The 14,975-nt window shown below is 36.0% G+C and carries 13 protein-coding genes; 10 read left to right on the forward strand and 3 right to left on the reverse strand.

The window, feature by feature from the left end; genetic code table 11:
- Window positions 1–140 precede the first annotated feature (140 nt).
- Both BW983_RS02525 and BW983_RS02530 read right to left on the reverse strand, forming a co-directional pair.
- Complete coding sequence (locus BW983_RS02525) at window positions 141–971, reverse strand: FecR family protein (RefSeq protein ID WP_076549666.1); 831 nt, start codon at window positions 969–971, stop codon at window positions 141–143.
- Window positions 972–1,065: 94 nt separating this feature from the next.
- Window positions 1,066–1,590 carry an RNA polymerase sigma factor gene (locus tag BW983_RS02530; RefSeq protein WP_076549668.1) on the reverse strand — a complete coding sequence of 175 codons (525 nt, stop codon included), beginning with the start codon at window positions 1,588–1,590 and terminating at the stop codon, window positions 1,066–1,068.
- A gap of 772 nt (window positions 1,591–2,362) precedes the next feature.
- Between BW983_RS02530 and BW983_RS02535 the strand changes: the two genes are divergently transcribed.
- The 8 genes from BW983_RS02535 (at window position 2,363) to BW983_RS02570 (ending at window position 9,580) form a co-directional block, all read left to right on the forward strand.
- Window positions 2,363–3,718, forward strand: coding sequence for a transglutaminase family protein (locus BW983_RS02535; protein ID WP_076549670.1), 1,356 nt, complete (start codon window positions 2,363–2,365; stop codon window positions 3,716–3,718).
- Window positions 3,639–4,694 carry an RHS repeat domain-containing protein gene (locus tag BW983_RS02540; protein WP_076549672.1) on the forward strand — a complete coding sequence of 352 codons (1,056 nt, stop codon included), beginning with the start codon at window positions 3,639–3,641 and terminating at the stop codon, window positions 4,692–4,694. The genes BW983_RS02535 and BW983_RS02540 overlap by 80 nt, the downstream gene beginning before the upstream one ends.
- Window positions 4,695–4,710: 16 nt before the next feature.
- Window positions 4,711–5,478 (forward strand): DUF2314 domain-containing protein, encoded by a 768-nt coding sequence (locus BW983_RS02545; protein ID WP_076549674.1) that lies wholly within the window; start codon window positions 4,711–4,713, stop codon window positions 5,476–5,478.
- 38 nt (window positions 5,479–5,516) lie between these two features.
- Window positions 5,517–6,494, forward strand: a complete 978-nt coding sequence (locus BW983_RS02550; RefSeq protein WP_076549676.1) for a hypothetical protein — start codon at window positions 5,517–5,519, stop codon at window positions 6,492–6,494.
- A 139-nt stretch (window positions 6,495–6,633) separates the two neighbouring features.
- Complete coding sequence (locus tag BW983_RS02555) at window positions 6,634–7,401, forward strand: DUF2314 domain-containing protein (RefSeq protein ID WP_076549679.1); 768 nt, start codon at window positions 6,634–6,636, stop codon at window positions 7,399–7,401.
- A 25-nt stretch (window positions 7,402–7,426) separates the two neighbouring features.
- Complete coding sequence (locus tag BW983_RS02560) at window positions 7,427–7,747, forward strand: hypothetical protein (protein WP_139329209.1); 321 nt, start codon at window positions 7,427–7,429, stop codon at window positions 7,745–7,747.
- A 28-nt stretch (window positions 7,748–7,775) separates the two neighbouring features.
- The gene (locus BW983_RS02565) at window positions 7,776–8,801 is read left to right on the forward strand and encodes a hypothetical protein (protein WP_076549683.1); all 1,026 of its coding nucleotides are present in this window, start codon (window positions 7,776–7,778) and stop codon (window positions 8,799–8,801) included.
- 143 nt (window positions 8,802–8,944) lie between these two features.
- Complete coding sequence (locus BW983_RS02570) at window positions 8,945–9,580, forward strand: hypothetical protein (RefSeq protein WP_076549685.1); 636 nt, start codon at window positions 8,945–8,947, stop codon at window positions 9,578–9,580.
- Between the two features lie 321 nt (window positions 9,581–9,901).
- Here the strand turns inward: BW983_RS02570 and BW983_RS02580 are convergent, their stop codons facing one another.
- Window positions 9,902–10,684, reverse strand: a complete 783-nt coding sequence (locus tag BW983_RS02580) for an XRE family transcriptional regulator (protein WP_076549689.1) — start codon at window positions 10,682–10,684, stop codon at window positions 9,902–9,904.
- 77 nt (window positions 10,685–10,761) lie between these two features.
- Between BW983_RS02580 and dinB the strand changes: the two genes are divergently transcribed.
- Together dinB and BW983_RS02590 are read left to right on the forward strand one after the other, a co-directional pair.
- A complete protein-coding gene (gene dinB, locus BW983_RS02585; RefSeq protein ID WP_076549691.1) occupies window positions 10,762–11,910 on the forward strand; it encodes a DNA polymerase IV in 1,149 nt (382 codons plus the stop codon).
- Window positions 11,911–11,920: 10 nt separating this feature from the next.
- The gene (locus tag BW983_RS02590) at window positions 11,921–14,968 is read left to right on the forward strand and encodes a DNA polymerase III subunit alpha (protein ID WP_076549693.1); all 3,048 of its coding nucleotides are present in this window, start codon (window positions 11,921–11,923) and stop codon (window positions 14,966–14,968) included.
- Window positions 14,969–14,975: the final 7 nt, after the last annotated feature.

A 14,975-nucleotide genomic window follows, 5' to 3' on the forward strand; every position in this document is an offset into this window, starting at 1 on the left:
ATTTAAAAATTAATAATTCCGTTCAGTTTTATTAGTTGGATACAGGACCGACGGTTGCGCCCGTCGGTCTTCTTTATGAAGTCCAACCTAACTCAGGGTAAATGTCTGGGATTATGTCCGCAGTAATCAAAGACCGGAGTTTACTCCTCCAGTTTAAAAGTATTAACATTGGTTTTTTTTATATTTAGGTTTAATTGTATTGATATATTTTCCATTAGCTGATCTACCATGGCGTCTTTACTTAAAATAGATATTTTTGAAGTGGCCCGGTCTGCGGGAAATATGATTTTAACCCTATAAGTCCTTTCTATGATCTTTAAGGCATCCTGTAAATAGAAGTCGGTAAAAGCTAGTGTAGCGCTCATCTCTTTCTTTTTGAAATCGTCATGAACTGTTGGTGCTACAGTAGCAACTTGATTGGAGCCCATATTTGAAAATGTTTCTTTGGGCTGTATAATATAGGATTCTGTGGGTTTTGTAGAGTTGCTCACCTGAACCTTACCCTCATACAGATCCACGTTAAAAGTAGCGCCTGTTTGCACCACTTTAAATACAGTTCCTAAAACTTTAGCTTCATAGGAACCCGCATGTACAATAAATGGATGCTCTTTTGATTTGCTGACCGTAAAGACTGCATTACCCTCAAGAAAAACATCCCTTGTATCAGAGGGAAAGGTTTTGTATACTGTTAATTTTGCACCTTTGGAAAGGGTAATATGAGAATTATCCTTTAAGGTTATTGCCAAATCATTATCCTTAGCGAAGTATATGTCAGGTAAAACATAAATTCTGTAAGTTATAATAGTACCGATTAACAGCAGGATTGATGCTGCTATTGCAGATACAAAGCGGGTAATTTTTCTTTTTCTCTTTTTGACTTCGTGCGCTCTTATCCGAGCGATAATAGCGAGCCAATCCTCTTCTGCCTCCTGGGGGGTGAGTGGTTCTACGTAAGGTTCATTATTGTTCATAGAAAAGGGTCTTTTATTACATTTAGGAACGAAATGAAAAAAGATCCCCTCTGGGAGCATTTATTTAACTCTTTTTAGCTGACTTTAACTTATTTTAAGAGTTTTTGTGAAAATTTTGAAGAAAAACTAATGCGTCTGAAATTTGTTTTTGCACAATTTTTTTTGACAAATTAAGCTGAACCGCAATTTTTTCCTGAGTGACGCCCTCAAGCTTGTTCATTGTGAACATTTTCTTACTTGAAGTCGGAAGTAACTCAATGCTATCCTGCATTGCTTGCAGTTGTTGTTCTTTAATGAGTTTAGAATCCAGCTGATCGACAGCATCATCAGGTGTTTCAGGAATATTATAATTTTTTTCAAATACATGTTTTCGTTGTGTTTTGAAAAATTTTGAAATTTCTTGGTTACAGGTCTTAAAAATTATATTTTCAGTATTAGCACCACCCAGCGACTCTCTATATTCCCATAGGTGGAAAAACACATTTTGTGCGATATCACGAATATCATTTCTGTCCTTAACTTTTCCTCTGATGTATTGAAACACACGTTCCCGATATGTATTGTATATGGATTTATACATATCCTCGACATCAGTTATATGTTTAGAGAAGAAAGTCATTAAAAAGGTTTCGGAGGTCTCGCTTTACAAATTTAACTATATTTTATTGAATGAGTTAATTTTTGTGATAGATTTGCATTGAATCTTGCGATTATTTGAATAATTTTATGTAAAATTGGAATTGCTCAATAATTGTCTAAGATATATGTAATTACATCCTTTGAAGGTGAAATTAAATTTCGTTTAAAAAATATTTATATATTTACACCCTAAAATTTATCGAAAATAAAATAAAGCGTAAGCTGTCAACTGGTTAGAGAAAACTGCGAATCTTCTTTACAACCATTTTTTGACAGACTTACGCCCGTGTACCATTATATGGGCATGGGCTAGGTCGTCTATATGGTTGTCGGGTTCTCGCAGTACCTCTCTAACATAGCGTCATAGTTCCATGCCTTTTGTATTTTACCCCTAAAAGTACATAAGTGCAAATTCGTAATAACATCTATTATATTACGACAGGTTTTGGCGTTATCGCAGTTTAATTTTGTTTTTAAAGAATTAGAAATGAAAAGCTAAACAGAGAGAATTATTCAAAATTCCGTGAAAACACCTATGTTTTAGTTTTTATAAAATAAATATATTGCGAAGCCAAAATCGACCTATAAGAACACATTAAAAACCGATGAGACAAATTATTTTACTTTACTATTTTATAGTTGGATGTTATTGTTATGGCCAACGATTACCAAAACTTCCTGAAACCCCTCAGCAAGCTAATTTAAATAGTGTTCCGGTGATTCGGAATGAGACATCCAATTTGTCTTCTAGAATGAATAATTACCCAAATTATGTAAATCCACAGAAGAAAGTTAATTACCAGTCCGATCAAGAGCATCTAAATAAAGAAGTTGAACGTCAGATGGCAGAAATTCGTGCGGAAGCATTTTCAAGAAATTTTAAGCTATCTCCATTGTCAGGCAAGAAAGGAACTAGCGCATATTACAATGCATTTGAACATCTTTCAAAACTTGATTCTGAAAGTTATTCAATTGCTGATGCAGTTTTTATAGTGGAAAATGCATACAATAACAATGATAAAAATTTCCAGTCAACTTATCAGGGTCAAATCCAAAAAGCCACAAATATCATTCGTAAAGAAATAAAAAATAGTGGGATTGAAGATTCCGACAATGTTTCTAAAAACTTATCCATTTTCAAATACTTCGCGGAGGACAGTAAACTTAACGGAAAAGTAGTGCATAAAGCAATGAAGTATGATTTTGAAGATTATATGGGAGCAAAGGACTACTCCAAAATGTTTGTTTCCAAGTTGATGAAAACCAATACAGGACAATGTCATTCGATGCCCTTGTTATACCTTATTTTAGCTGAACAGATCGGTGCAGAAGCTTATCTGGTTATGTCTCCTAATCACTCCTACATTCGGTTTAAAGATGCTGATGGTGAAATGCTAAGTGTAGAGCTCACCAATGGAATGTTTTCTGCCAATTCATTTGTGCTTAATTCTGGCTATATCAAGGCTGAAGCATTAAAGAATAAATTGTATATGCAGAACCTAAGTAAGCAGGAGATCTTATCACAGACCTATGTTGATCTTGCCAGTGGTTATATTCATAAATATGGTTATGATGAATTTGTATCCAAAGTTTTAGATAAAGCATTAGCATTAAATCCAAATAATATTAATGCTACGCTATGGAAGAGCAATACCGATCAAATGCGCTTTATGCAAGCCTGTGCTAGATTTGGTATTGATCCTGAAAATAAGGAACAGCTACAAAATATCCGTAATTATCCACCATTGGAAGAACAATTTCTTCAAATTAAGTCTGACTTCGATTATATAGACCAATCAGGTTTTACGCAGATGCCACTTGACCAATATGAAAAATGGCTTGGCTCATTAAGGAGTACAGAAAACAAGCAAAAAAGTGACGAAATCGCCGAGCGTATTAAAATCATAAACGCGCAGAAACTTAGGAAAGCGAAGGAACGACCAAAACCGGTGCCTCCAAAAAAGGAAAAGCCCAAAGATTATAGAATACTTAGAGAATTATTAACCATTAACCAAAAACAAACAAATTATGAGAAAGATTTTATTTTTTCTTGCGTTGTTCCTGCTAAGCTTTTCCCAAGCGCAGGTAAATCACAAGAAAAAGGTTAGCCAAAAAAAGGAGTGGATCAATCCTGTTAAGCTGACAAAAGAAGAGCGCTCCCGTCCTTACATGGCGGAAGTTCTAAAAACTAGAGATAGTCTTAGTCCGGAAGAGGCCGAGAGAAGGAGAAAGAATATTGCTGCTGGTAATCCTTTTAAAAAATACGGGTACTATCCCAAAGTCGCAACATTAAGCAAGGGAAAATACCTTGAATTTCACGATCAGGATAGTGTTGTCACTATCGGATCAGTACGTTTCAATGTCAAAAAGGGTGAGGTTGTCGATTTTCTGGAAGTCGATCTTGACGATCCAGATGCCCAACCAATTGGAGACACACATGGTCGTTGGATAAGTCCCGATCCGCTAAGTGAGGAGTTCCCAGATTGGACCCCATATAACATGTCATTTAACAACCCTGTGAAATTTAAAGATCCAACAGGGCTTGCGCCAGAAGATGCAGTTGAATGCTGTTGGGGACTATTTCGTTTAATGCCGCTTTTGGAGAATTCATCTGTGCGTCCCAGCCCAGTTGTCGAAACTGTTACTAAAACCTCTGAGACAACCGGAAAAGTATCAAATGAGCATCATTTAATACCGCGACAACATAAAAATCACGAAATTGTAAAGCAAGCAAGGGAAGAAGGTTATAAATTTGAAGGAAAAGAAAATAAGCTGACTGTGGAGAAGTTCAATAAAGCTACTGGAGAAGGCAGGCATGGAAACCATCCAAAGCTCAATGAACAAATTAAGCAATTGCTTGATGAAATACCAAAGTCTGAGGCATTAAATGGAGTTAGAAATCTGAGGGATAAAGCAAAAGATGCGATAAATAATAATCCTGATACAAAATTGAATGATCTAAAATTGAAACAAGCACCGCCGATTAAAAAGGATAATATTAATGTTAATAATCCTCCGGCTCCTGTTTTAATGCCTGTTTCCAAACCCAAAGATCCATGCGCAGGAATACCTGGGTGTGCGTAATTAAAATAAATATGAAATGAATAATAGTGCAAAAATCGAAGAAAACGATCTTTATAATTACAACCTATATAAGGCAGCAAACACGTTATGGTATTTTAATGAGTTGATTCATGCAGGGTTTTCTGGATATAACTCCGTTAAATTTAAAAATAAAGAGGGAGTTTATGTCTGGTTGGAAAAGGTAAATATTGAAGATATTTATTTTGTGGGTGAACTCGCTGAAAATGGTATTTCTCAACAAGTATTAATTAATGATGTAATTGATTGGATGATTATCGAAGATGGACGTTTGATTGGCGGCTACACGATACGACATTATAGAGATACGCTCGATGAAGATACTAAGGTTTCATTTGATAATGACTTTGGCGTTAAAATTGACGATGGCAATGATTTTTTTAAACCAGATTTAGTAACGCCAGAAGGAGCAATTATCACAATTGAAAACTTTTATTCAGAAAAGAATTTGATGGGGGTCTTATCCTGTAAAGACTTTATGGAGGAAGCTAAACATTTGTTAGAAGAAAGGTCGGTGAACGTTACTGAGGAGCTACAACTTGAAATTGCGGGAACCTTGAAGGCATCTTTCATTGAAGACCTAGAGTCTAATGGATTTCCCTCTTTTAATAATATAGAACGGAATTTTATCTTAATGGAGAAGCATGATAATAAATGTCTGATCCGAGAAAAGGTAATTTATCCTGATGGTGTTACAGTAAACAATACATTATGGGTGGCTTATTCAGAAGCTCAGGAATGGAAAGTGCTGAATAATATAGAATAGTGTTTTTGATAAAGGTAAGCAGTTATTAAGTGATATCGATGATGGATGATAAATATTTAATCTTTAAAAAAGATGAACTGGCAAAATCAAGAATCTTGGCTAGGGAACTAGCTATTTCTGAGAGTGATTTCATTAAAATCCAAAACTGGTTTGACTTATTACTTTTTAAGCATAAAGAATCATCTAGTGATAGGGAAGAACAATTAAAAACAGAACAGGATCTCGAAATCGCTTTTAACGAACTGATTTCATCAGAAATTGAGCGAAAAAGCTATAAATACATTTTGCCTAAGTTATTGAATTATAATAATGAATTTAATGGTGCTTTTTTAAGATCGTTATATGTAGCAAGGTTAGGAGCATTACTCAGAGATAATTTGATAGCCAAGTTAGTAAATGATAAGATGACTGTCTATTCGCCAGAAGATTTTTTTCATACTACGGTTTATCTTAAAGTGAATTACTTTATTTCCCCAAATAGTAATTTTTTAGAAGATATTCTAAAAATAGAACATGTTCGTGGTATTCTCATACAGGCAACAATCAATGAGAAGTTTTCAATTTTGAAAAATATATTGCACATTATTCAGCAAAAGACCTTTCACCATGATATTATCTGTTTTAAAAAGATTTTAAAATTGGTTTCGTCTAAGGATGTCGCATTAATTGATTATTTGAAAAAATTTCAAGTGGAAAATCAGCAGGGCTGTTATAAAATCTTGAATGGCATTTTTAATTTAGAAATTGCTGAAGATGATTGGGATGATTTTGAGATTAAAGTTCAGCTTATTAATTTCTTTGATACTGGGCGTGGCGCTAATCCATCCGCAGGTTGGAAAAAGAAATTTCAGGAGCTTTCAGGAACTATTGATAGTAAAAAGCTGTTACTAACCGCCAATACGGTTTTGAAAAATGACAATTGCAAAAACTTTGAGTTTGATTATGGGGCGCAATGGGGGGATGATACAGCAAAACGATTTTTGAAATCGGCACAGTGGATAAGAGCTATTTTGTGATGAATAATCCTCGATAAATTGATCTGTTTGAACTGCATTGTATAACCAAAAATGCGATGTGTAAAGTTATAAATTAAAAGATGTCTGCTCGACTATAATAATGTAACCCTAAAACAACGGTGACATTCACCTGTGAAACATGAATAAAAGTTTTCAGTTAGAGGTAAATCAAGAATATCTCTATTTATTATATAAAGCAAAAAACACAATCTGGTATTTCAACGAGCTAGTTAAAAGTGGTTATTCTGGTTATTCTGCGATCAAATTTCAGAATGAGAATGGCATTTTTGTTTGGTTAGAAAATATTAGGATTGAAGATAGCTATTACCGTGGAGTTTTGTCAGAAAATAATGAGCCGAAAAAAGTCCCTTTAAATACAGCTATAGACTGGATGATTATTAAGGGGCAAAGAATGCTTGGAGGCTACTCTATAAGACATTATTGGAATACGTTGGGAGAAGAGGAAAAACTCAATTTTGAAATAGAATGTGGATTTCGAATTGACGAGGGTAATGATTTTTTCAGACCAGATCGTTCTACGCCTGAAGGTGCAATTTTAAGTATTGAGGAGTTTTATGGTCACAAAGATCTTGATGGAATTATTTCCTGTAAAGATTTCAGAAAGGAAGCTGAGAATATTATGATAGAACATTCTGTAGAAATTAATGAGAAGACCCATGAGATGATAACATCAGCCTTGAAAGTATCATTTTTTGAAGAGTTAGAGTTAAATGGGTTTCCAAAATTTGAAGGTTTAGACAGGGTTTTCACCATTGAATATCAAAGGGAAGATCAGCAATTAATAGAGGAGAAGGTTATTTACAGTGACGGTACAGTTACGATAAATAGGCTGTGGGTATGGTATTCTGGCAAAGATGGCTGGAAAGTATTGAACCTTGTTGAATGAAATTAATTATGAAATGCGAATAGAGATGAAATTAGAAGATATTATTAAAGCAATCAGACGCAATTCACTAGCTACCTTGTTAGGCGATCAGTATATAGAGCTGGATTTTGACAAGATTATAATTTTTGCAGAACATTCTGTTAGTACAGATACAGAATATCGGTTTTTTAAGTCAAAAAGAGGCATGGGAGAATTGCTAAAAGAGGATAACATTAGTTATGAACGTCTGTGCTCGTTGAAGGAATTAAGCCGACTAATAGATTTGTTCCTTGCGAAATATGATAAAAAAACCGATGATGTATTGGTGATCGAAATCATTGATCATCTTGATAACAATAAAATCTAATACTCTTTATGATTAAGAGTTCCAAATTATGAAATACTTTATTATTACCCTAGTTCTTTCAATAACCAATTTTGCCAAAGCACAGCAAAATAAGTTTTACGATGATGCTTTTCAGACGATAAATAATATGTTGGCTGATAAACAGGCTTATAGTTTTAAAAGTGCTGTGCTAAGTGTTGAAGATGCTTATTATCAAGGTAAGCTGGATACAGTCGAAGTAAACCGGAAAATAAAATTCATGGCCAACTTTGCAAAAAAAATTATAGCAAGTAGAGACTTGACCTATGACGGAAACGATAAAGTAGCTGTGAGTAAATATGCCGCTATATTTTCAATTATCTGCCAAGAAACACCGATTGTTATAAATAAGGATACGCTTCATTATAAACCCTTTTCTTATGATTTTAATGACGTTTTTGGTCATAAAGAGCTAACAAACCTTTTTGTTTCCAAACTGGTCAATACGCAGAAAGGTAACTGTAATTCTCTACCATACCTATATAAAATACTTGCAGAAGAGATTGGTGCTGATGCGAGTTTGGCGCTTGCTCCAAACCACATCTATATTAAGCATAATATAAAGTCAATAGGTTGGTACAATACGGAATTGACGAGTGGTGTTTTCCCACAGGATGCATGGCTTATGGCATCGGGATTTATACATTTGGATGCGATACAGAATGGTGTTTATATGAAGGCTTTAACTGATCGTGAAAGCCTTGCCCTATGTTTGGTGGATCTTGCCAATGGCTACAAGAGATCGTTTCCCGAAAATGATGGAAGCTTCGCCCTGAAATGTGCGGAAAGAGCTTTGGAGGTTTATCCTTATTTAGTGACTGCATTGATTTTAAAAGCTGAAACGCATAAGGAGCAATATCAAAAATTAGTTGCTACTGAACCAAAAGCAAAAGAATTGCTTTCTTTGTTGAATAAAGAATATAAGCATATTCATGAAATAGGTTATCGAAATATGCCTGAAGGAATGTATTTGGAATGGTTGGTTTCTTTGAAAACTGAACGAAAAAAATATGAAGACACGAGGTTGTCCCATTAGTTCGGTTTAGTTTTTAAGTGTAGACTCAAATAAATTTCCCTTTTACAAAAGATATTATAGTATTATAGCAGTCCGCAATTATTAAATTATGCCAAAAATTATGAACTTTAAATCATAGTTAGGACATATAAATAATTCAAATTATGACGAATGAATATAGAGATGCTGTAAGAAACCATTATTTGATACTCAAAGAACAAGGGATAATTTCAAATAATATGCTGTACTTAACTCCAGCGAAGGTTAGAAATGAGTGTATTATGAGCTACATGGAAATTTCGAACCATTATGATATGCGTACACTCAAAAATTTCATGGATAAGTCGATGAAGGACGAGGTTTCGCTTTTGGAAGTTAAAATGATTAATCCGGCAAAATTTAAGCCTTTAATTTACTTCCTAAAAAAGGACAAGAATACTTCTGAACTAGCTACAGAAATGGCGGCCTGGCTTTTGAATTTTACACCACGTCCATATAGCTATTTTGCATATTTAAAGCACAAGGAAACCGGAAAACCGATCAATCCATATCTGGAGCAGCATGGTGTATCCGATTCGATGTTATCTGTTCAAGTGAAAGCCCCTGAAACCTTTCATGAGCCAATTTCGCCGCAAAGTCATACACTTGAGATTGTGAGAAATGAATTAATGAATGGGAATGCAGTGGAAGGAGATTCTAACTATGCTGAAACTCCAGTCATGATTGAATATCCTTCTGGCATTAGGGTCATTGTTAAAAGTTCGGATATTTCTTTTATATCAAAGCTGATCAAAATATAAATCTGATTATTTCAAAGAATTACGGTAAACCGTAAAATCTCTGTGTTTTGTTTATTATTTTTGGGATAATGACGAAAGAAATAACGCTAGGATCGCTCCCAGAGAATAAAAAGTTTATTTTTTGGGGTGTAGAATTTACAAAAAAATTCAATACGGATAGGGAGGACGAGTTTACGATCTGCCACATTGGGGATACCGAATTTGCAGTTTATATTTCAGGCTGTGCTTGGGTTAAATATGAAAGTGATAGCAACACTTATCTTCAAAAACAATCGGAAGTCTCCTAAGGTGACAGGCTCCCGATTGTTTTCCTAAATTCACTCAATTCTTTATAGCTGCCTTTAATTCCTTTATTTCCTGCATTAATCTCAATAACATTGATTTTACATCTTCGCTTGCAAAGTCGATAATCTCAAGTTCCTGGGGTGAATAGCTGCCAGCATGTTGCCAGATTTCCCATAAGTCGGAAAAGGGAATTTCATAGTTTTCATAGAAGCTTTCATTTGATTTCACGGTGATGGAATTTTTATTTACGCTTTCTATCCGCTTAAATATAAAATCGGTTCGCGTGATAAGGAGATAGACTTTACCTAATTTTATATCACTAATACGCTCTACGTATTCTCCAATAACATAAGTACCATCTTTGTAAGGGGGCATGGAATCGCCTTCTGCGGGAAAAGCCCTATACTTACCATTTCTTAGAAATGGAAGAGACATTGTCTGTAATCCCTCGATGTATTCAGGATCTGCATACCCTTTAAGATAGCCCATTTTAGCTTTGTAAGGAACTATTTCTATCTTGTTTTCCCCTAATGAGTCTGTCTTAATAGGAAGCAGAATTCTGTTATCCGGCAGATTGAGCATTTCTTCCAGTTTATATTTTCTGAGGTCAACAGTCAATAATAGGTCCGTACTGATATGATAATAGCGGGAAATAGCTAACAATACATCCAGGGGAGGAGTGTATTTCGCAGTTTCATATTTTGCGTATGAATCTCTGGAAATCATCAATTTCTCAGCAATTTTTTCTTGTGAGAGATTAGGAGCCTGTTTAAGTCGCAAATACCTTATGTTATCCGCTAGAATAGAGAGTGTTGACATTTTGTGATAATTTATCACAACAAAAGTAATATATATTGTGATAAATCTTCTCAATTTTGCTAAATAATTTAGTGAACATGAATCGGTCTATCGTACATATGGATTTAGATACCTTCTTTGTTTCCTGCGAGCGGCTTGTAAACTCACAGCTTAATGGTATCCCATTGATTATTGGTGGAGGAGACCGTGGTGTGGTTTCTTCCTGTAGTTATGAAGCAAGAACTTTCGGCGTTAGATCCGCTATGCCAATGAAAATGGCGCTACGCCTTTGCCCACAGGCTAAAGTAGTGAAGGGAGATATGGAATTGTACAGTAAGATGTCCCATACTGTTACAGAAGTTATTGAAGAAAGCGCACCGGTAATGGAGAAAGCTTCCATCGATGAGTTTTATCTTGACCTTTCCGGTATGGATAAATTTTTTGGGGCATATAAATGGACGAATGAGTTAGGAGCCAGAATTGAAAAAGAAACAGGACTTCCGATCAGTTATGCCTTGTCAATAAATAAAACAGTGAGCAAAATTGGTACGGGGGAATCCAAACCTCATGGTCATCGTGAGATACCTTCTGTAGGCGTTCATTCATTTTTAAACCCTTTGTCGATCAAGAAAATGCCTATGGTAGGGAATGCAACTTTTCAGCTATTTTCAAGAGTTGGAATAAGGACTATAGGCACGTTATCAGAAATGCCGGTTGAGGTGCTCCAACAGATGATCGGAAAGAATGGAGTTGATCTATGGAAGAAAGCCAATGGAATTGATGAAACTCCTGTCATACCATATTCAGAGAGAAAATCAATCTCGAAAGAAAGAACCTTTAGTAGCGATACGATGGATGTGTATGAAGTTAGAAGTATTATTTCGGGAATGGCTGAACAGTTGGCGCATCAGCTTCGCCAGGAAAAATGGTTGACAGCAACCGTAGTAATTAAGATCAGGTATTCAAACTTTGACACCGAAACCAAACAGAGCCGTGTAAGCTATACATCATCTGATCATACTTTGGCAAGAGTTGCGCTTGAACTTTTCGATAAAGTATATGTGCGAAGGATGCGTCTCCGTTTAGTGGGTTTAAGATTTACTGATCTTGTACACGGTAGTTATCAGATGAATTTATTTGAGGATAATGCTGAGCTCATCAGCTTGTATCAGGCAATGGATAATATTAAGAATCGTTTCGGAAAAGATGCGGTCGGCAGAGCCGTGGGTTTTAATTTTTCACGCTAAGTGCTCAACTATGTATTTGAACTGTCATTCCTATCACAGCCTACGTTATGGAACGTTATCCATTGACGCTCTTGTATGCCATGCAGCCGCAATGGGTATTAAAGAGCTTGTTCTTACTGATATTAATACGATTACGGGCATTTATGAATTTAAGAAAAAATGTGAAGGGAATGGAATAAAGCCGATTGTTGGTGTTGAGATACGTAATGGGAGTAAATTGCTCTATATTGTCATTGCAAAAGAATTTACAGGGATAGGAGAGGTAAATCGGGTTCTAACATCTTATAATTGTGATGGTATCGATGTACCTGAGCGACCAGATTTTGAAAACTGTTTTATCATTTATCCACTGAATGCTCACAGACCTGAACAGCTTAATGATAATGAATATATTGGAATTCAGGAGGAAGAGCTAAATATGTTGACCCGCAAAGAATATCGTAGGTTGATTCCCAAAATGGTCATATTGCACCCCGTGACTTTCAGCACGAAGAAGGAATTCAATCTGCACCGGATTTTGAGGGCTATTGATAATAATATGTTGCTTTCTAAATTACCAGAAAGCGAAATTTGCTCAAAAACAGCATATTTAAAATCTCCACAAGTAATTTTAAATGCCTACCGGAATTATCCGCAAATTATCCAGAAAACAACTGTAATTCTTTCAGAGTGCAGTTTTGACTTTACATTCGAAACACCACGCAATAGAAAATTTTATACAGGTTCTAAGAAAGATGACCTGAGGCTTTTAACACGGTTAGCTTTTACTGGACTGGAAAGACGTTATGGGAAAAGTCATGGACAGGCAAAACAGCGGATCGAAAAGGAATTAAAAGTTATTGATGAACTTAATTTCAGTGGATATTTCCTGATCACATGGGATATTATCAGGTATAGTAATAGTGTGGGTTTTATGCATGTTGGTAGGGGCAGTGGTGCAAATAGTATTGTCGCTTACTGTCTGGGTATTACCGATATCTGCCCCTTGGAACTCGATCTCTATTTTGAGCGGTTTTTAAATGAGAACCGGAAAAGCCCACCGGATTTTGATATCGATTGGAGCTGGCAGGATCGGGATACTATATTGGAGTATATCTTTGACCGTTACGGCAAAGATTACGTTGCATTCTGTGGAACGAATGTAGAGTTTAAGTACCGATCCATTATCCGGGAGGTAGGGAAGGTGTTTGGGTTACCGAAAGAGGAACTCGATGAATTATCGAAATATCCTGAAAGGGTATTTCGAGATGAGGTAGTGCAGCAAGTTCAGAAATATGGAAAGCTCTTAGAAAAGTTTCCAAATCAGCGTTCCATGCATTCTTGTGGGATTATTATTTCTGAAGAACCCCTGACAAATTTTACCGCACTGGAAATGCCGCCCAAGGGATTTCCGATCGTACAATGGGATATGCATGTGGCAGAGGAAATCGGATTTGAGAAATTCGATATCTTATCCCAGCGGGGGCTGGGTACAATCAATGATACAGTTAGGCTTCTGGAAGAGAAAAGAGGAATTAAGGTAAACATTAAGGACACTAACATTTCCAAGGATGAAGAAAAATGCAATGAGTTTTTAAGCCAGGGAAGGACAATAGGTTGTTTTTATATCGAAAGTCCTGCGATGCGCGGGCTGCTGAGAAGGTTAAAATGTGACAACTATAAAGTGCTGGTGGCAGCATCGTCTATTATACGTCCAGGGGTCGCTCAGAGCGGCATGATGCGGGAATATATCTTTCGGCACAACAATCCAGATAAGTTTGAATATTTCCATAAAGTTTTTGAAGAGCAACTCGGAGATACCTACGGCATCATGGTGTACCAGGAAGATGTTATTAAGATTGCGCTGCATTATGGGGGAGTATCCGCAGCGGATGGTGATATTCTCAGAAGGGCAATGAGCGGAAAAGGTAGGTCACTTTCGGCACTTCAAAAAGTAAAAGACGATTTTTTTGCATCTTGCAGACAACAGGGACATCCTGAGGAATTGAGTACAGAGATTTACCGACAGATTGAATCATTTGCAGGGTATTCTTTTTGCAAGGCACATTCTGCATCTTACGCTGTAGAAAGTTATCAGAGTTTATATCTGAAAGTATACTATCCGTTGGAGTTTATGGTGTCAGTTATCAATAATATGGGTGGTTTTTACCGGACGGAAGTGTATGTTCATGAAGCAAGGATGTCTGGTGGAAAGATTATGAATCCATGTGTAAACAGGAGTGAGCAACAAGCTACGATTTATGGCGATGAGATCTATTTGGGATTTATGCATTTAGAAAAAGTTGAATCGAGACTCGGACAATTGATTCCCGAAGAAAGGAGAAAAAATGGACAATACAAATCCATGGAAGATTTTATCAAACGAATACCTATTGGTATAGAAACGTTGCAGATATTGATATTTATTGGTGCTTTTCGATTTTGCGGAATTCCTAAGAATGAACTATTATTAAAAGCAAGGGTATTGCTTGGAGACTTTAAACCCGAACGTAGATTTGAAACGTTGTTTGAAGAACCTGTGAAGGAATTTAAATTTCCAGAGTTGAAAAGGAACATCTTTGAAGATGCATTTGATGAGATTGAGATTTTATCTTTTCCGGTGTCTTGCACACCTTTTGATCTGTTGCAGACAAAGTACAGAGGAACTGTGATGGCCAATGAGCTTGTTCAATATCATAAGAAGCAAGTTAAAATGCTAGCCTATTTGATTTCTAGAAAACATGTTCCGACGAAAAGGGGAACAATGTATTTTGGAACCTGGGTCGATGTCAATGGAAATTATTTTGATACGGCACATTTTCCAGATTGTCTTGAAAAGTATCCATTTCAAGGAGGTGGCTGCTATTTACTTTTAGGGGTGGTAGAAGTAGACTTTCATTTTCCTACGATTACAATAACTAAAATGGCAAAGATGCCATTTATTCCTGATCCACGATATTCGCACGATGAGGATAAAAAATACGAAATACAGCAAAGAATGAAAGAAGATGTGAGTATGACTCACCGTAAGCCCTACCCACAAGAACATGAGATCGGGCTTCCGAGAGTAAAAAATTGATAGATCT

This window comes from Chryseobacterium ureilyticum, assembly GCF_900156735.1.
GTDB lineage: Bacteria > Bacteroidota > Bacteroidia > Flavobacteriales > Weeksellaceae > Chryseobacterium > Chryseobacterium ureilyticum.